General features: G+C 39.5%; 18 protein-coding genes. 17 read left to right on the top strand and 1 reads right to left on the bottom strand.

The features are described 5' to 3' along the window. Positions 1-77 precede the first annotated feature (77 nt). The 17 genes from JMW61_RS13820 to JMW61_RS13740 all read left to right on the top strand — a co-directional run bounded on the left by JMW61_RS13820 (position 78) and on the right by JMW61_RS13740 (position 15,373). Entirely contained in the window at positions 78-902 is an 825-nt protein-coding gene (locus JMW61_RS13820; RefSeq protein WP_201551982.1) for an OmpA family protein, read from the top strand. 97 nt (positions 903-999) lie between these two features. After that, positions 1,000-3,852 (top strand): DUF2345 domain-containing protein, encoded by a 2,853-nt coding sequence (locus JMW61_RS13815; protein WP_201551981.1) that lies wholly within the window; start codon positions 1,000-1,002, stop codon positions 3,850-3,852. Positions 3,853-3,855: 3 nt separating this feature from the next. Beyond that, positions 3,856-4,452, top strand: a complete 597-nt coding sequence (locus JMW61_RS13810) for a T6SS effector amidase Tae4 family protein (protein WP_201551980.1) — start codon at positions 3,856-3,858, stop codon at positions 4,450-4,452. Between the two features lie 3 nt (positions 4,453-4,455). Continuing rightward, positions 4,456-5,040, top strand: coding sequence for a hypothetical protein (locus JMW61_RS13805; protein ID WP_201551979.1), 585 nt, complete (start codon positions 4,456-4,458; stop codon positions 5,038-5,040). A gap of 18 nt (positions 5,041-5,058) precedes the next feature. Beyond that, complete coding sequence (locus tag JMW61_RS13800) at positions 5,059-5,217, top strand: hypothetical protein (RefSeq protein WP_201551978.1); 159 nt, start codon at positions 5,059-5,061, stop codon at positions 5,215-5,217. Continuing rightward, complete coding sequence (locus JMW61_RS13795; protein WP_201551977.1) at positions 5,217-6,092, top strand: hypothetical protein; 876 nt, start codon at positions 5,217-5,219, stop codon at positions 6,090-6,092. The genes JMW61_RS13800 and JMW61_RS13795 overlap by 1 nt, the downstream gene beginning before the upstream one ends. Before the next feature lie 369 nt (positions 6,093-6,461). Further along, positions 6,462-7,238: a DUF2345 domain-containing protein gene (locus tag JMW61_RS13790; protein ID WP_201551976.1), complete on the top strand. Its 777-nt coding sequence runs from the start codon at positions 6,462-6,464 to the stop codon at positions 7,236-7,238. Positions 7,239-7,281: 43 nt separating this feature from the next. Then, positions 7,282-8,406 carry a DUF2515 family protein gene (locus JMW61_RS13785; protein WP_201551975.1) on the top strand — a complete coding sequence of 375 codons (1,125 nt, stop codon included), beginning with the start codon at positions 7,282-7,284 and terminating at the stop codon, positions 8,404-8,406. Continuing rightward, positions 8,406-9,293 carry a hypothetical protein gene (locus JMW61_RS13780; RefSeq protein WP_201551974.1) on the top strand — a complete coding sequence of 296 codons (888 nt, stop codon included), beginning with the start codon at positions 8,406-8,408 and terminating at the stop codon, positions 9,291-9,293. Before JMW61_RS13785 ends, JMW61_RS13780 begins: the two co-directional genes overlap by 1 nt. 313 nt (positions 9,294-9,606) lie before the next feature. Further along, positions 9,607-9,948 carry a M43 family zinc metalloprotease gene (locus tag JMW61_RS13775; protein WP_201551973.1) on the top strand — a complete coding sequence of 114 codons (342 nt, stop codon included), beginning with the start codon at positions 9,607-9,609 and terminating at the stop codon, positions 9,946-9,948. Next, positions 9,908-10,606 (top strand): hypothetical protein, encoded by a 699-nt coding sequence (locus JMW61_RS13770; RefSeq protein WP_201551972.1) that lies wholly within the window; start codon positions 9,908-9,910, stop codon positions 10,604-10,606. Before JMW61_RS13775 ends, JMW61_RS13770 begins: the two co-directional genes overlap by 41 nt. Before the next feature lie 398 nt (positions 10,607-11,004). Then, positions 11,005-11,814, top strand: a complete 810-nt coding sequence (locus JMW61_RS13765; RefSeq protein WP_201551971.1) for a WG repeat-containing protein — start codon at positions 11,005-11,007, stop codon at positions 11,812-11,814. Positions 11,815-11,897: 83 nt separating this feature from the next. Then, a complete protein-coding gene (locus JMW61_RS13760; RefSeq protein WP_201551970.1) occupies positions 11,898-12,590 on the top strand; it encodes a hypothetical protein in 693 nt (230 codons plus the stop codon). Between the two features lie 9 nt (positions 12,591-12,599). After that, on the top strand, positions 12,600-13,307 hold the full coding sequence (locus tag JMW61_RS13755) for a hypothetical protein (protein ID WP_201551969.1): 708 nt from the start codon (positions 12,600-12,602) through the stop codon (positions 13,305-13,307). Positions 13,308-13,316: 9 nt separating this feature from the next. Next, a complete protein-coding gene (locus JMW61_RS13750) occupies positions 13,317-14,024 on the top strand; it encodes a hypothetical protein (protein WP_201551968.1) in 708 nt (235 codons plus the stop codon). A 9-nt stretch (positions 14,025-14,033) separates the two neighbouring features. Then, a complete protein-coding gene (locus JMW61_RS13745; protein WP_201551967.1) occupies positions 14,034-14,606 on the top strand; it encodes a hypothetical protein in 573 nt (190 codons plus the stop codon). A 92-nt stretch (positions 14,607-14,698) separates the two neighbouring features. Further along, positions 14,699-15,373, top strand: coding sequence for a hypothetical protein (locus JMW61_RS13740; RefSeq protein WP_201551966.1), 675 nt, complete (start codon positions 14,699-14,701; stop codon positions 15,371-15,373). Between the two features lie 86 nt (positions 15,374-15,459). Here JMW61_RS13740 and JMW61_RS13735 read toward each other — a convergent pair. Beyond that, on the bottom strand, positions 15,460-17,251 hold a 1,792-nt coding region (locus JMW61_RS13735; protein ID WP_201551965.1), incomplete at its 5' end, for a heavy metal translocating P-type ATPase.

Genomic DNA, 17,251 nt, shown 5'->3' with positions numbered 1-17,251 from the left:
GATTAGCTGATGACCCTGTATATCAGGCCTCTGTATTTAATAACTGCTCAATAATATAAAGATTAAAAGGCACTTCAATGAAAGTCCTCTCCAAAATATTACCATCTAAGCTCACTGGTCACTCCAAAAAACTGTTATTAGTGTCCGCGATGATATTTCCTATCAGTGCGGTTGTCTTTGCAGCACAAGATGATGGTCTATCACGCAACGTACCAGTCGTCATCAAAGGTGTGGTCGCTACCAGCTCAGACAAGCAACAATTGCTCGAAAAACTAAAAGCACAATATCCTAATAAAACGGTCAGAGATGAGATCGAAGTGCGCTCGAACATTAGTATACCGACCAATTGGCAACAGGTAGCCACTGCTATTATCGATAGCGACATCTCTAATATTAGCCAAGGTCGTATCGACATCCATGGTACGACCATTAGCTTACATGGCAAAGTAAGCAGCGTAGAACAAAAACAAGCGATCCAAAATCGCATTCATACCCGTCTAACCGACCTCTATCAACTGGACAATCAACTGGTCGTCGTAGAGGGTGAACAACGTCTCCTCGACGACACATTAGGCAATCGTATCGTTGAGTTTGAATCAGGTAGCACCACACTAACCCCCATGGGGCTTGGTATTTTGGACGATATGGCAGGCGTGTTACAGCGAGTCGGTGATAAGCCCGTGACCATCACTGGACATACGGATAATGTCGGCAACCCAAGTTCGAACTTGGTGTTATCAAATAAGCGTGCAGAAGCGGTCAAGCAATACCTCATCGGTCGAAATATCAGTGCAGCACGTCTCAGCACTACGGGTAAAGGGGACGCAGACCCCATCGCCAGTAATGACAATGAAGAGGGGCGTACTCGTAATCGCCGTATCGAATTTACCCTCGCCGAATAACACGGCTGTATGCATGACAATGGCAGACAAGCACTTATGTTTTGATGCCAGCGCTCAAAAAATATGATGCCATTGCGCAAAGAATAGGGACATAACTATGTTACGCTTGACCAATACTGTACTCCCCATGCATCCTGACAGGCTCTATGCCAGTGAAGGCAGTACACAAGCTCCCTATGCGAGTGCTCGTCAAGACATCAATGACCATAAAGCGTGGCAGAATAAGCTGATTCAAGCATCTTCTGAAGATGATATCGTTGCCCAGCTAAATCCCAATGGGAATGAGCAATATCAGCAGCACGGTATCGACACTTACCTGCTTCATGTCTATATTCATGAGCGTCACCATCCGCCATTTACATCGCTTACTTACTTAATCGGCACTCCGCTTACCTTGAGCTTCGATACCCCGAGCGGCCTACACTACCGCCATTTATACCTGACGGCCGTACATCAAATGGATCATGATGGCAGCTATGGTTATTATCGTCTGCTCGCACAGCCCATCACCTATCGATTGCATCAGCATCCACGCTGTCATATAGATACTGACTTATCAGTACAATCAATGGTGGCAGAACGCACTGCTACTCTAGAGATAGAGACCGTCGATGATAGCAGCAGTGGTGAAGACGCTACTGGTTGGACACCAGCGCGCATGACTCAGTGGCAAATCAGTGACTGGACACATATTTGTGAGCGGCTTGCACGTCAAGGACTGACAGCCTATCTGCGACACGAGCAAACGGATGAACATTGCCCGCCTAAGCTCATTATCACCACAGCCTCTCCAAGCGATAGCGATGGCATTAGCACAAACATTGGTGCGATACGCTATCAGCAAGTATTACACGACCGCGTACATGCACCAGTATTGGCACTGAGTGAGCAAATCATCACTCAGCCAAGCTCCGTGACGATGCAACGCTTTAACAGTGCGAGTGTCTCACACCCTACTCAGTCTGCTGATATTACTACTAGTACTGATCAAGAGAATGGTCAAGAAAACAATCAAGCAGGTAGCCAAACGCTCACACTAGACACCCCTGCCGCATTTGCCCCAGTGACAGATACCGAGACCATCGATGAAGCGACTGTCGTCGCAAACAGCCATCAAAGCCATCATAGCGTCTATCATGCACTTGCTCATGCCACTGACTTGAATGTTGCCGATACCTTTATACTGGTCGATCACAATCATCTCAATCAGCACTATCGCGCCACTCATATCGTTCACTTGGCACGTAACAGTCTGGCACATGTGACAGGGCTGACCATCAGTCGTCGCCACCATGAGCGTCATGCCTCAACACTAGAGTCAGGCATTCACTTGACCCAGCTGTGTCTGATTACCGCAGACACGCCGTGGGTGGGTGGCTTATATAGCAGACGCGTGCTACCGCCAATGACCGGTATCACAGACGCTCAAAGCGATACCGACAGTCGCAATCATATGACCCCGACCAAAAGCTATCTGCTTGACAGTCCTGCCCAACCTATCAATCGATTAGAAGCCCAAGCAGGGGCCAACTATGGCAGTCACTTCACTCATAGAACTGACGACCAAACCCTGATGCAGTCTATCGGTGATGGTGAGCACTTAATCAATACTGGTAGCTTATTGTCCAGCACGCGCCCTAGCCTATTTGCCACTGACAATGAACAAGCCGTTGAGAGCGGCTATCGCAACACGGGTAACGGTTTATCAGAGTGGATTACCGATCATAGAACAGAGCAAGCGTACTCACAGCTGAACGTCGATGATGGTCAAGTGGCTGCTAGTCTAAAGATGGGTATCATCAATGCTGCAAGTGATGGCGCCAGTAGTAAATGTCAAGGCATCAATGCCAATACCAATGCTCAAATCAATATCAAGTCGGGCGAAGCATTGGTATTCTCAACACAGCCGCAAACCCATGCGCAATCTGATCAGCACAACTATCAACAGCACACCCCGACTCTCACCCAAACGGCGTTAGGCGGTCAACATCTTGCTGAACGTTTAACACAATTGGCAACGGGGCTGGGACGTCAGGTCAATGACCACAAAGCGATTAAGACCCAGTTAGAAACTATCGCAGAGGAACAGCAAACCAAAACCCATCAAACAGCACCCTATACACTGATCGATAGCGCTGCTGATACGAGCTATGTCAGTGACGATACGCTGATTCAACGATCTATGGGTGAGATGATAACGACCACTCAGCAAGATATGATGGTGAGTAGTGGTGATGGGCATCATCAGGTCAGTAGTGAGTCTTTGACGATGGTCGCTGATGGTCAGTTCAGTATGACAAATGGCAAGGACAATATTATGCTGTCTGCGCATACAGGAAAGCTTGAAGCAACGGCGAAGCAAGATGTGAATATGTCATCCTCAACTAAAGAAGTTGAGATAGTAGCAACGAATAAGATTACGCTCACAGCTGGCGGTGCAAGTATCACGCTAGATGGCGGTGATATTACGATTGCGGCGATGCAGTTTACGGAGAAAGCTGGTAAGCATAGCCGTGATGGTGGCGGGATGGATGGGCTTGGTTTGGCGGGGTTGCCGAGTTTAGTGGCTGGCGCAATGTATAAAGCACAATTTAAATTCGCTGACGATGATGATATTGCTTATGCCAATACGCCGTATATTGCTATCAATGAGAATACGAAAGAGACGTTTGAGGGTGTTACAGATACTGAAGGAAACACTGAAACGTTCTTTAGCTCTGATCCTGATGAAATTAAGGTTCATTTGAAACTAGACAACCACACTGCTCAATTCAGATTCGCTGATGATGATGATATTCCTTATAGCTTTACCGATTATATTGCACAAGCTGAAATAACAGGTGAGGTATTTGAAGGTACTACTGATGAGAATGGCTTAACAGATCTCATGTACACATCTATAGAGCAAAATATAAAAGTTCATTTAAAAACTAACTCAGATAAGGAATAAACTATGCCTGAATATGATCCTTTTGAAGCATTAAGAGGGACTGGTCGAACATCAAGTTCACAAGCATTAGAAATTCATGAACTGACCAAAAAAAATATTAGTAGGGTTAGGAAATGTCATTGTGCTTTACCATATGCTGATGAGTTTAAAAAACACTATCTCTTTTATGATAGTTATACAGGGGCGCAAGCATGGGAAAAAATTGGTGGTAACATCAATGATGAGTACGGCCCTAATAGCCCTAATGGAACTCAAAACTCATGTGCTGCAAGAGTTAGCTATGGTCTAAACTACTCTGGAAAATTAATAAAATCTAGCTCATCAGGTGCAAATAGAAACTATTTAGATAACAAAAGATATATCATTTCTGCTCGTAAGATGAAAGAACATTTAAAGCAAATAGTAGGTAAGCCAGACTTCACACTTACTAACATAGAGGACTTTAATAAATTGAAATCAGCATTAACGCATAATGATGTATTCATAATGGTTGCAACCGGCCACGCTACTGTAGTTACCATGAATTATCAAGATGCCTACGCAACAGATTACCTTGGAGATGTTTGGCTACTTCCTACTAAAAAGTGCAACTGCGGATAAACTATGAAAAACTTACCGTTAATATTATCAGTTTTACTATTTGGCTGCGGTACGACTGAACCTGATTATAAAGAAGTAAATAATAGTGAAAAAATCGATGAAGTAGTTACTAACGTTAGTGTTGAGGACTCTTTTGTTTTATCACATAGTTTGCCAGCTACTCATCTAAATGACAGTAACTCTGAAATACTAGCCCCCCCTAATGCTCAGGGCTATAGTGCACAGAAATCTATAGATAGTATTTTAAGTTTGGATGATCCTAGGAAAGTAGTTTATTTAGTTCATCCTACTAGAGAGTTGCTAGTCTACTGCTATCATAATATAGAATCTGAATGCTATATTGAAGGAGTACATAATAGCCAGTTTTTTAAATACAATATTTCTCAAGTTGAAGGTCAAAATATGGGTAAGCTCTCATTTCATACTCATAATATTGAGTCATCTAAAACAACACCAACAGAATGGATGACTATAAACGATGAGTATGTCCAAGTACTTATGACTTCAAAAATAATGTTGAATTCACAACAAAATACCTTGCATGAACCTCTTGTTATTTATTATAAAACTGGAATGATGGTTAGATAGTATAATTATGATAGCCGCATGGTCTGGATAAATAATGTAGCTAAAAAATATCATAAATTGATGCTTGATACTGATGGTAGAAATTTTTTAATCTCTGAGCTTAGAGTCATTGCGACTTGGGGCAATAGTAAAGAAACCGGTTGGATACTCCCTAGTAGTAATGAAGGAAAAAGATAATGCGATTACTATCCTTCAAAGCAGTCGTATTAGCGGTTATCGTGGCGATTGTTTTTATCTTATTTCAATACATACTAAAAGGAAATGAACCTATATCTACACCACAAAATGTCACTCTTCACTTTGGTCAGCAAGGAGTCGAAGACTTTAATACTTATACTGGTGGTAATGTAGACGTCCAACCTGCAGGTATGAGCTTTTTTGATTTGTTTTGGACGCCTCCTAATCTAGGCACAGTAAATATTGCTCATGAGGAACATACTTTAACATTAGATAATGTGTTTTCTGTATTAGGCAGTCAAAAAAGTAGTGGTATCAACGGTATTGATATGGACTCAGGCTTAAACAAAGCAGAATTTGTGGAACCAAAAGAAGCTTACTTAGCTTATAAAGAATTATTGACTCAAATTAATCAAAAAGGTTGGCAGCAGTATTACGCTCCCTATGCACCTCGTGTTTCAAAGCAAAATAACCTTAGGTCTATAAAGCGATCCAATGAAGTCACAGATCCTAGTTATATTCTGAGCTATGAAGAGTGGTCTGACTTATTTAACAGCAACCCAGACCAAAGGCTAGATTACAATTTATATCTTGATGGCATTATAATGAATATTACTCTTAAAAAGACGAAAGCTAACGAGTTCGGACAAGAGCAGTATCTACTCAGATATTCTTTCAATACTGCTGGATATATTGGCGTTAATCTTATAGAAGGTGGATCTAAACTCGAAGGAGCAGCATTGAAAAAAGCCTATGAAGATACTATTAAACTGGCTTTAAACGATCGTTCGAAGCAAGAACTTAATTTACAAGAACAGGGCTATACTATCGATGAAAATTACGAGAGTCCTGATTTTTGGGAGTATATGAAATAGTCTGAAGTTGAATACAAACCTAAGACTATTTTATAAAATAATGCCTAGCCAAATAAAATAATGCCTAGCCAAATCAGCCTACTGGTTTACACCTACCAAAAAACATAACTGAGCCTATCTTAAGAAAAGCTAGCGCATGCCAGACTATCCAAACAACAACTGGGGTGAAGTGATTTGGCAATTTGATGGTGAGCAAGGTTAGTCTTTTATTATTTTACTTAAGCCACCTTCGGGTGGTTTTTTATTATTGTCTTCTCCACCCAGCCGCAAACCCATGCGCAATCTGAGCAGCATAACTATCAACAGCACACCCCGACTCTTACCCAAACGGCGTTAGGTGGTCAGCATCTGGCTGAACGTTTAACGCAATTGGCAACGGGACTGGGACGTCAGGTCAATGACCACAAAGCGATTAAAACCCAGTTAGAGGCTATCGCAGAGGAGCAGCAAACCAAAACCCATCAACAAGCGCCCTATACGCTGATCGATGGCGCTGCTGATACGAGCTATGTCAGTGACGATACGCTGATTCAACGATCTATGGGTGAGATGATAACGACCACTCAGCAAGATATGATGGTGAGCAGTGGTGATGGTCATCATCAGGTCAGTAGTGAGTCTTTGACGATGGTCGCTGATGGTCAGTTTAGTATGACCAATGGCAAGGACAATATTATGCTGTCTGCGCATACAGGGAAGTTTGAAGCGACAGCGAAGCAAGATGTGAATATGTCATCCTCGACCAAGGAGGTTGAGGTGGTGGCAACGAATAAGATTACGCTGACGGCGGGCGGTGCGAGTATCACGCTAGATGGCGGTGATATTACGATTGCGGCAATGCAGTTTACGGAGAAGGCTGGTAAGCATAGTCGTGATAGCGGCGGGATGGATGGTAATTATTTATCACGTCTACCTTTCGATAAACTGATGGAAAAAGAGTTTTTTGATGAGCAGATTCAGTTTTTAGATCCTACAGGTAAGCCGTTAACTGAACTAGAATATCGATTAACTAGTAAAACTGTCAATATTAAATCAAAATCAGATGATGATGGCAAAACGCCGCGTATAGATTCAGGGGATAAAGAGGACGAGCTAAAAGTAAAATTAGTTTGGTCTACTTTTACGAGTACAGAAAATAACTCATAAAATGTACAAATATAAATATAATTTTTTATAAAAAGGGAAAATAATGTCTGGTAAAGACTCTTTGGACTGGAAAAGTAAAACCAACTCTAATGTGGGTAGCTGTAGACCAGCTCAATGTAACTGTATTCAGTTTCTACAGATATATCAGCAAGAGGCCATGAAACGAGTATCGAATATTGAGTCATCTAATAATTATAAGCTAGAGCCAGGATATGAGGCTCGAGCTAGACGTATTGCTTCTGTATACGCCAAAATATTTCTAGAAACAGAGATCGGAGGTGATCCTACTTTATTGGGGCGCTATTATTGGATGGGACTAGGAGCTTTTGCGTCTAAAACAGTAGCTATGGTCTTTAGCGCTTTTAGAAGTAAAATTGCTTATCTTACCGGTATGCTAAACTCAGATGACGCCTTAGATGCCTTTGCAAAAGGAAATTTATGGCTTTTTATGGATATATCGGTGTGGCATTATCTGTGGAGCGCTTCTCCTGACTCATTTAAAAAGTGTAAAGGACAACGTAATACTCAAAATTTTGTAGACCTTCTAACATCAATAAATAATATGCCATGGTCTTCTTGCTTATCAGATATCAGCTATCTACGAGTAACATCAGAGATCAACTCTGCTTTTGGCTTGCTACCTAGTATTGAATCTAAATTTAAATCTGAACCCACCTTACAACTTAAATTCAATGCGGCTCAAGCAGATCTTTTAAAGCATATTTTATATGTGGCAGTACAAGAACAAAGAAATATATTACAAAAAATTGCATGGGAGGATGCGTCTCTTCAAGCAAATGTTAAAGATCAACGCGGTTGGTTTTTGAGCAAGGTTTCTATTGATCAAACACTAGCATTATCAAGCGATTATGATGTTAGCACACTAAAAAGAAGAAGAAGAAGAGGAACTGGAAGAGGAGGATTAGTAGGAGGAGACGCTAAATCCCTACCTGAAGATCCATGGAGCACACCTCCAAAAGGAACGATACTAGAAAATTATGACAGCCGTATGGTTTGGATAAATAAAGTGGCAGAAAAATATCATACCTTGATGCTTGATACTGATGGTAGAAATTTTTTAATCTCTGAGCTTAGAGTCATTGCGAATTGGGGCAATAGTAAAGCTGAATCTAGAATACATCCTGATAGCAATGAAGGTAAAACATAATGCGATTACTATCCTTTAAAGCAGTTATATTAGCGGTTATCGTGGCGATTGTTTTTATCTTATTTCAATACACACAACAAGAGAATAAATCTATGCCCACACCACAAAATGTCACTCTTCACTTTGGTCAGCAAGGAGTCAAAGACTTTAATACTTATACTGATGGCGATGTAGACATCCAACCTGCTGGAATGAGCTTTTTTGATTTGGATTGGACGCCTCCTGATCTAGGATCTGTAAATATTGCTCATGAGAATCATACTTTAACTTTGGATAACGCATTTTCCGTATTGGGAAACTCTAAAAACAATAACGTAAGCAAAGGTATTATAGGTATAAGTATTAATGCTAGCTTAAACAAAGCAGAATTTGTGGAACCAAAGGAAGCTTACTTAGCCTATAAAGAATTATTAACTCAAATCAACCAACAAGGTTGGCAGCAGTATTACCCCCCCTATGCATCTCGTATCTCAAAACAAGATAATCTTAGGTCTATAGAGCAATTCAATGAAGTCACGGACCCTAGTTATATTTTAAGCTATGAAGAGTGGTCTGATTTATTTAACAGCGACCCAAATCAAAGCCTGTACTATAATTTATATCTTGATGGTGTCATCGTCATTATAACTGTCGATAAGACAGAAGTTAACGAGATCGGGCAAGAGCAGTATATGCTTAGGTTTGCGTTTAACACTGCTGGATATACTGGTGTCAATCTTATAGAAGGCGGCTCTAAACTTGAAGGAGCCGCCTTAAAACAAGCCTATGAGGACATGATTAAACTGTCTTTAACTAGTAGATTAAAGAAAGAGCTTGATTTGCAAGAACAGGGCTATACTATCGATGAAAGTTATGAGACCCCTGATTTTTGGGAGTATATGCAATAGTCTGAAGTTGAATACAAACCTAAGACTATTTTATAAAATAATGCCTAACCAAATCAGCCTACTGGTTTACACCTGCCAAAAAACATAACTGAGCCTATCTTAAGAAAAGCCAGCTCATGCCAGACTATCCAAACAACAACTGGGGTGAAGTGATTTGGCAATTTGATGATGAGCAAGGTTAGTCTTTTATTATTTTACTTAAGCCACCTTCGGGTGGTTTTTTATTATTGTCTTCTCCACCCAGCCGCAAACCTATGCGCAATCCGGACAGCACAACTATCAACAGTACACCCCGACTCTCACCCAAACAGCATTGGGCGGTCAACATCTGGCTGAACGTTTAACGCAATTGGCAACGGGTAATGTTGCTGTCGTTTTTAAAAACGCTTGGGAGAATCTTGATACTTTAGTTCATGAAATAGGTCATAGTTTAACGCTACGCCATGTATTTGACTCTGAGGCTCAATATACTTTTTATCAAGGTTTTAGTGATAAAGTGATGGACTACACTTGGCAAGCCATTAGTAAAAGAACAAATAGCAAAAAGCGCATGTCACTCACTAGATATCAATGGTATGAAACGCAAAAAGATACAAGAATTTACAGGATAGATTATGAAATTATTAAGATTTTTTATTATTACCTTATTATTTAGTCCTTCATTACTAGCTTGTGATAACAAATCAGCTGACATCAAAGGCATAGAGCAAAATCAAAGCACTAACAACACTGTTTCAAATACAGATAATGTATCAACCAATCAGCAGTATCCAGCAATAGATGGAGATATAGACGAAATAGAAAATGATTTTTCAGTTGATTTGGAACCAAGAGTAACAAGTACGCCGGCAAAGCAATCCCAGACACGCTTTTCTTTGCCACAATTAAATACAGAGAAGTTAAAGACCTCATTCTATGATGATATGCAAGTTGAAAAAATTGAGGGAGAAAATATAAATGAAGACCTTAATAGCTTTTATGGTTTAGTTCAATATTCCGATGATACTTTTATTCATTATTCTTTTGAGAAAGAAAAGGATCAATATTTTGGCAAACTATTTTACGTAGCAGTACCTCAAAAATTTACTGAAGCTTTTAGTGATTTTCAGAAAAAAATTATCTATAAGATGATAGATGTAAGTGGTGCAGATAACCCTCCTCAGTTCTTCCAAGAATTGTTAGATAGTCCAAAGATTACAAAGTATACAGAATGTGTTGTGCAGCAGAAACAATCTAAATACGTTATGGTAGAGATGACCTTTTGCGAAGATGATGACAGAACTGATATATCTTTATATAATCCTAAGTCTTAGAACAAGATCCCATCATTCCAAACTATCCAAGCAGTAATTAAAATGGTTCATTTGACCGCTTGATCATAGATAAGACTAATTTGGACTGCTTTTACTTCAAACCATTTTCGGGTAGCTTTTTATACTTATACATAAGTAACAATGACATCACCCCCTATATCACATTCATAACTAAACCTAAAACACAGCTACTTTATCAAGTGAAAAATGATATTAAGTTAAAAGATACTGATATCTATTTCTCTTATGTTCGCTTTGATGGTTTACTTTTTGAGCTGTGGGGGCGGAATACTACTCATGAACTTGAACACTGTAGGTTTGATATGTTGAGTAACCTAACAATTCATTAGTTATATTTTTTACCTAACAAAGGACGTTGTAACTGTGGATAATTTATTATGAAAAATTTGATCTTATTAGCCTCAATGCTTATTTTCTTTGGTTGCGCAATGGATGATGCAAAACTGGATATTAATGATTCATTAGATGCAAGTCAGGCTTTAAGTGTAGAAAAAAATAGCCCTGAGGGAGAACCAAATGATGAGTCAATATACCTATATAACTCCCCATCGGATCCATCCATAATAGATGATTATGATTTCAGACCCTTTGAATCTGAAGGTAAATGGGGCTATAAATATAAGGAAGAAGTTGTCATTGCGCCTGAGTACTCATTTGCAGGAGATTTTATTGAAGGTTATTCTAGAGTGCAAAAAAATGGCAAAATGGGCTATATAGATCGCCAAGGAAACGTCGTTATAGATTTTTTATATGAACGCTCCTCTCAAATTCATGACGGATTAGCTAAAGTCCAATTAAATAATAAATGGGGTCTAATAAATACAAAAGGTGAAGTTCTCCTGCCTTTTGAGTATGACAATATAGATATGTTCAATGAAGGGTTCGCATCAGTTCAAAGAAACGGTAAACGCGGCTTTATCAACGAGCAGTTTGTAGAAGTAATTGAGTGTCAATACGATGAAGGCTATGATTTTAACGAAGGCCTAGCGAATGTTAAGCTAAATAACAAATGGGGATTTATTAATAAAAAAGGAGAAGTCATTATTCCATTTATATATGATGACGCTGATAGATTCAGAGATGGAGAAGCTCAGGTTATCAAAGATGATGAAACCTTTTTAATAACTATGAGTGGAAAACGTCTGGATACTCCAGTTACTACTGATTATTTATATCAGCTTGAATAATAAAAGGTTTGACCCCTGCCCTCAAATCCGTACAGATAAACTTAACTCTTTTAACAGGCTTAACAATTAATTAGGTGTATTTCGTGGTTAAACTTATTTTTATAGCAATGTCACTGTCATTAGCAAGCTGTACAAGCTTAAGTACTTCAAAAGTCATGGCTAGTGAGCCAGCACTACTGCAAGATGATGAACAGGCAGTGATAAATGAACCTGTAAATAATGACAAACCAGTAATATGCTATGAACCACCCGAATATGATAATCCACCGGAACTACCTGATACAGGAGTGCGCAGAGAGACCCCTATTAATGTCGTACCTAAAGATCTATTTATCGGAAGATTTAAAGCCTCTCCCTTATGGGAGCAAACAGAACGTAAAGATGAAGACAGATCCAGTTTTAGACTTAGTGCTCTTAACGGTTTTCTTCAAGTTCGTAGCAGTCCTACACATGTAAAGAAAATTGCTTATATTCCTCTAGATGTAAATAAAAGAAATAAATATGGACATCAGTTATTAGATCAAGAAAAGTTTGCTATGACGGAGATTATTAATTTAGTGATTAATGATCACGAGAAAGCTGCTGCAGTCCTAGATCAGCTTTATCAGCAGTATCTTGTTAAAGTTAAGAATAATGATGTATTGAGTGACGGAGAAACATTGCATAGCTATGTTCGCTATAACGGTATATTGTTTGAGCTGTGGGGTTTAAGTAGAAATACACATCCTTTGGAAGTATGTAATTTCAATATGCTAACAACGCTGACAGTCAGTTAGAAATTGAACATGATTAAACTTATTTTTATAGCAATGTCGCTATCTTTAGCAAGTTGTACAACCTTAAGTACTTCAAAAGTCATAGCTAGTGAGCCAGCACTATTGCAAGATAATGAACAGGCAATAATAAATGAACCTGTAAATAATGACAAACCAGTAATGTGTCATGAGCCGACAGGCTATGACAACCAACCTATACCACTGGATACTGGAGTATTAAGAGAGACTCTTATTGATGTCATACCGAAAGAGCTATTTATTGAAAGGCTAGAAGCCTCTTCTTTGTGGAGTAAAGTAAGCCACGTTAACTCTTTCAAAAGTGATTTTTCGTTAAGTGAGATTAATGGCTTTCTTCAAATTCGAGGTGATGGTAGTTTTTCGAAATCAGAAAATATAACTAAAGTTTTTTACTCTCCCTTAGATATTGATGAAAGAAACAAATACGGTCATCAGCTACTAGGTCAAGAAAAGTTTGCTATGAAAGAAATCATTAGTTTAGTGATTGATGATCACGAGAAAGCTGATGCAATCCTGGACCAGCTTTATCAACAATATATAATTAAAGTTAAGAATAATGACGTATTGAGTGACGGAGAAACACTGCATAGCTATGTTCGCTATAACGGTATATTGTTCGAGATTTGGGGCATGAACAGAACCAATCATCCTATCAAAGAGTGCAACTTAACTCTTTTGACAGGCTTGACAATTAATTAGGTGTGTTTCGTGGTTAAATTTATTTTTATAGCAATGTCACTGTCATTAGCAAGTTGTACAAGCTTGAGTACTTCAAAAGTCATGGTTAGTGAGCCAGCACTACTGCAAGATGATAAACAGGCAATAATAAATGAACCTGTAAAGTCAGATAAATCAGTAATATGTTATGAGCCCTCAGAATACGACATTAAGCCTGAACTACTTGATACAGGAGTACGCAGAGAGACTCCTATTGATGTCGTACCGAAAGAGCTATTTATTGAAAGATTAGAAGCCTCTCCTTTATGGGAAAAAGTAAGTTATTCTAATCACTTTGAACGCGACTTTTTATTAAGTGAGATAAATGGCTTTCTTCAAATCCAAGGTGATGGTAGTTTTTCGAAATCAGAAAGCATAACTAACATTGCTTACTTTCCCTTAGATATCGATGAAAGAAATAAATATGGACATCGACTATTGGATCAAGAAAATTTTGCTATGACGGAGATTATTGATTTAGTGATTGATGATCACGATAAAGCTGCTGCAATACTGGATCAGCTTTATCAGCAATATATGGCTAAAGTTAGGAGTAATGAGATGTTGAGTGATAATGAGACTCTACATACTTATATTCGCCATGATGGCATCTTATTTGAACTTTGGGGTGCAAATAGAACTAAATATGATATAGCAGAATGTAACCTAAAAATGTTAATTACGCTGACAATCAGTTAAAAGTTGAACATGATTAAACTTATTTTTATAGCAATGTCACTCTCATTAGCAAGTTGTACAACCTTAAGTACTTCAAAAGTCATAGCTAGTGAGCCAGCACTACTACAAGATGATAAACAGGCAATGATAAATGAACCTGTAAAGTCAGATAAACCAGTAAGATGCTATGAGCCGACAGGCTACGATAATCAACCTATACCACTGGATACTGGAGTATTAAGAGAGAATCCTATTAATGTCGTATCAAAAGAGCTATTTATCGAAAGATTTAAAGCCTCTCCCTTAAACGTAAATAAGAGAAAGAAATATGGGCATCAGCTATTAGAGCAAGAGAATTTCGGCATGACAGAAACTGTTAATTTAGTAATTGACGATCACGATAAAGCTGCTGCAATACTAGATCAGCTTTATCAACAATATATAATTAAAGTTAAGAATAATGACGTATTGAGTGATGGGGAAACGCTGCATAGCTATGTTCGCTATAACGGTCTATTGTTCGAGATTTGGGGCATAAACAGAACCAATCATCCTATTAAAGAGTGCAACTTTTCTTTTTTGACAAGCTTATCAATCAGTTAGAGATTGAACATGATTAAACTTATTTTTATAGCAATGTCACTATCATTAGCAAGTTGTACAAACTCACTTAGGTCTGCAACTGCGGATAAACCATGAAAAACTTAATACTAATACTATCAATGCTATTTCTCGGTTGCGACTCGACCGAATCTATAGATAAAACACTGAATACCGATAATGAAGCCTTAGATTGTGGACAATATTCTATTGACCAAGAATCTGAAACGGTAGAGCCCGTAGCGCCTGATACTGGCATACAAAGACAACAACCCATTGACGTTATGCCTAGAGAAGCGTTTATTGAAAGATTAAGGGTATCCCCCCTATGGAAGAAACTAGAAGACAAGTTCGAAGAAAATGAAGACTACACTGACACTTTCACCTTCCATAACAGCCAAGGCTATGTATATATTCTAGGAGATGACTACCTTACAAATATAACATACGGCTTTAAAGACCCATTTATTCGAAATGAGTCTGGCCATACATTATCAGAGCAAGACCAATTAGAAATGATTGAAACTATTAACTTGATAGTTGACAATCATGATAAGGCTGTTGAAATATTTGATGAGCTTTACAGTAGCTATACGTATAAGGTTAATAATAATATTACCTTGTATGATGACCAATCAATTACAGATAAAATTTTTCATACCTATGTTTCATATAACGACATATATTTTGAGCTTTGGGGCTCCAGAGAAACGGGGCACCCTATAGCCGAATGTAATTATGACATGATCGAAGAACTAACGATTAGTTAGACCACTGTTATAGCCAACAGTCATCATAGCGTCTATCGTGCAGTCACCCATGCCACTGCACACTACCTCGTGTCTTAGAATCACCCCTACGCTCGCTTCAAACGTAAAGCATTCAATACCACAAACAACGAGCTGAGCGACATACCAATAGCAGCGAGCCATGGTGGCACGTAGCCTAACGCTGCTGGTATCAACACAATACTGTTATATACCAGTGCCCAGTGAAAGTTTTGTTTGATGATACGCTCTGTTTTATCAGCGATACGTTTGGCCGCAGTAATAGCTTCTATTTGACCATTTAAGATAATACTATCGCTCGATACTTGCGCCAAATCTGCCGCGCCAGCAATCGAGGTCGAGACATCTGCCGCTGCCAGTACGGGTGCATCATTGATACCGTCACCAACCATCAGCACTACTGCACCTTCAGACTGCAATTTTTGAATATGGTTGACCTTATCGGTTGGTGATAAACCATTATAGGCAGACTCCATACCCAAACCTTTCGCCATTACTAACGCTTGCGGACTTGGATCACCAGTCAGCATTACAGAATCAATGCCTAGCGCTTTCAGCGTATCAAGCATCGACTTAGCACTGTCACGCACCTTGTCATTAAAGTAAAAACACGCCAGCGCTTGCCAATCGTCTGAATCGTGATTTTGACAAGACAAAACTACCGCTGAGCTAGCACGCTGCGCTACTAAATCGATGGTTATATCATTATTTGCACTCGCATCATTGGTGTTGTCTAAGGCAAAATCTACATGACCAATTCGATATAGCACATCGTTGATCATTGCTTCTACCCCACCCGCTGGATAATGCTGTAATGCTTGCGTAGTTGGCAGATGCAGTTGATAAGCAGCAGTCAGCAATGCATGGGCAATGGGGTGGCGACTACCCACTTCTAGAGCAGCGGCGATGGCTAAGACTTTATCTTTTTGGTCAGCTAATACTAAACCTTCTGTCTCTTTTTGACTCAGAGGATCAGTTAATTCGATATTGAGTAAATTCGGCTTACCATAAGTCAGCGTACCTGTTTTATCAAAGGCCACATGAGTAATCTCAGCGAGCGTTTGCAGCGTATGCCCACGCGTCGTTAAAAATCCATAGCTCGCCAACCGATTCGTCGATACCGTCAGGGCAATAGGTGTCGCCAAAGACAAGGCACAAGGACAAGTTGCAACTAATACTGCGACGGTAGCCCAAACAGCTTGGCTTGGATCAACGATATACCAACCGATAAACACCAAGACGGACAATACTAAAATCCGTGCTACAAACCAACGTGCCAGCTTATCTGCTTGCTGTGCCAGTTTTGGCTTTTCACTCATGGCGCGGTTCATAAGTCTATCTATCAAACCTATCTGACTGTCTTCTGGTAGTGCGGTGACCAGCATCTCAAACGGCTGACTATCATTTTGCGCACCACCAACGATATAGTCGCCTTGGGTCTTAATAATCAAGTCACCCTCACCCGTCAGTAGACTTTGCGAGACTGTTGCCGTTGGACTGAGTAAAACACCATCACTGATAATTTCAGATCCAGCTTCTACCATGATGATGTCGCCCACTTGCAAGCTGTGAGCGGTCACCATTTTTTTGTCTTGTGTGCTATTCTGTTCTTCGACGCAGACGCCTGTTGTTGGCTCTGGTTTTGATTCTAGTTTTGATAAAGAGAATCGCTGATTACGCGATTGTTGCCAGTCTTGAGCAATACGTACGGTTAGTTCATGAACGTTATCATCTATGCTCTTCATAAAATTGGGCATAGCACTTGATAATTTTTGGTTGCTTATAGCATCCACATTCACATTATCACGTGAAATATCAGCAGTGCCATCTTCTGCCTTGCTAGCCGTTTCATTGAGCATA

The organism is Psychrobacter fjordensis (assembly GCF_904845995.1).
Lineage (GTDB): Bacteria > Pseudomonadota > Gammaproteobacteria > Pseudomonadales > Moraxellaceae > Psychrobacter > Psychrobacter fjordensis.
The sequence above is the reverse complement of the archived record's forward strand: the minus strand, read 5'-3'. Positions and strand labels throughout refer to the sequence as shown.

What these genes read in the sequence shown, in the direction of transcription:
- JMW61_RS13795 (WP_201551977.1), top strand. Translation starts at nt 5,217, where the DNA reads ATGCGATTACTATCCTTCAAAGCAGTCGTATTAGCGGTTATCGTGGCG.
- JMW61_RS13815 (WP_201551981.1), top strand. Translation starts at nt 1,000, where the DNA reads ATGTTACGCTTGACCAATACTGTACTCCCCATGCATCCTGACAGGCTC.
- JMW61_RS13800 (WP_201551978.1), top strand. Translation starts at nt 5,059, where the DNA reads ATGGTCTGGATAAATAATGTAGCTAAAAAATATCATAAATTGATGCTT.
- JMW61_RS13770 (WP_201551972.1), top strand. Translation starts at nt 9,908, where the DNA reads ATGAAATTATTAAGATTTTTTATTATTACCTTATTATTTAGTCCTTCA.
- JMW61_RS13810 (WP_201551980.1), top strand. Translation starts at nt 3,856, where the DNA reads ATGCCTGAATATGATCCTTTTGAAGCATTAAGAGGGACTGGTCGAACA.
- JMW61_RS13780 (WP_201551974.1), top strand. Translation starts at nt 8,406, where the DNA reads ATGCGATTACTATCCTTTAAAGCAGTTATATTAGCGGTTATCGTGGCG.
- JMW61_RS13805 (WP_201551979.1), top strand. Translation starts at nt 4,456, where the DNA reads ATGAAAAACTTACCGTTAATATTATCAGTTTTACTATTTGGCTGCGGT.
- JMW61_RS13785 (WP_201551975.1), top strand. Translation starts at nt 7,282, where the DNA reads ATGTCTGGTAAAGACTCTTTGGACTGGAAAAGTAAAACCAACTCTAAT.
- JMW61_RS13820 (WP_201551982.1), top strand. Translation starts at nt 78, where the DNA reads ATGAAAGTCCTCTCCAAAATATTACCATCTAAGCTCACTGGTCACTCC.
- JMW61_RS13765 (WP_201551971.1), top strand. Translation starts at nt 11,005, where the DNA reads ATGAAAAATTTGATCTTATTAGCCTCAATGCTTATTTTCTTTGGTTGC.
- JMW61_RS13745 (WP_201551967.1), top strand. Translation starts at nt 14,034, where the DNA reads ATGATTAAACTTATTTTTATAGCAATGTCACTCTCATTAGCAAGTTGT.
- JMW61_RS13755 (WP_201551969.1), top strand. Translation starts at nt 12,600, where the DNA reads ATGATTAAACTTATTTTTATAGCAATGTCGCTATCTTTAGCAAGTTGT.
- JMW61_RS13740 (WP_201551966.1), top strand. Translation starts at nt 14,699, where the DNA reads ATGAAAAACTTAATACTAATACTATCAATGCTATTTCTCGGTTGCGAC.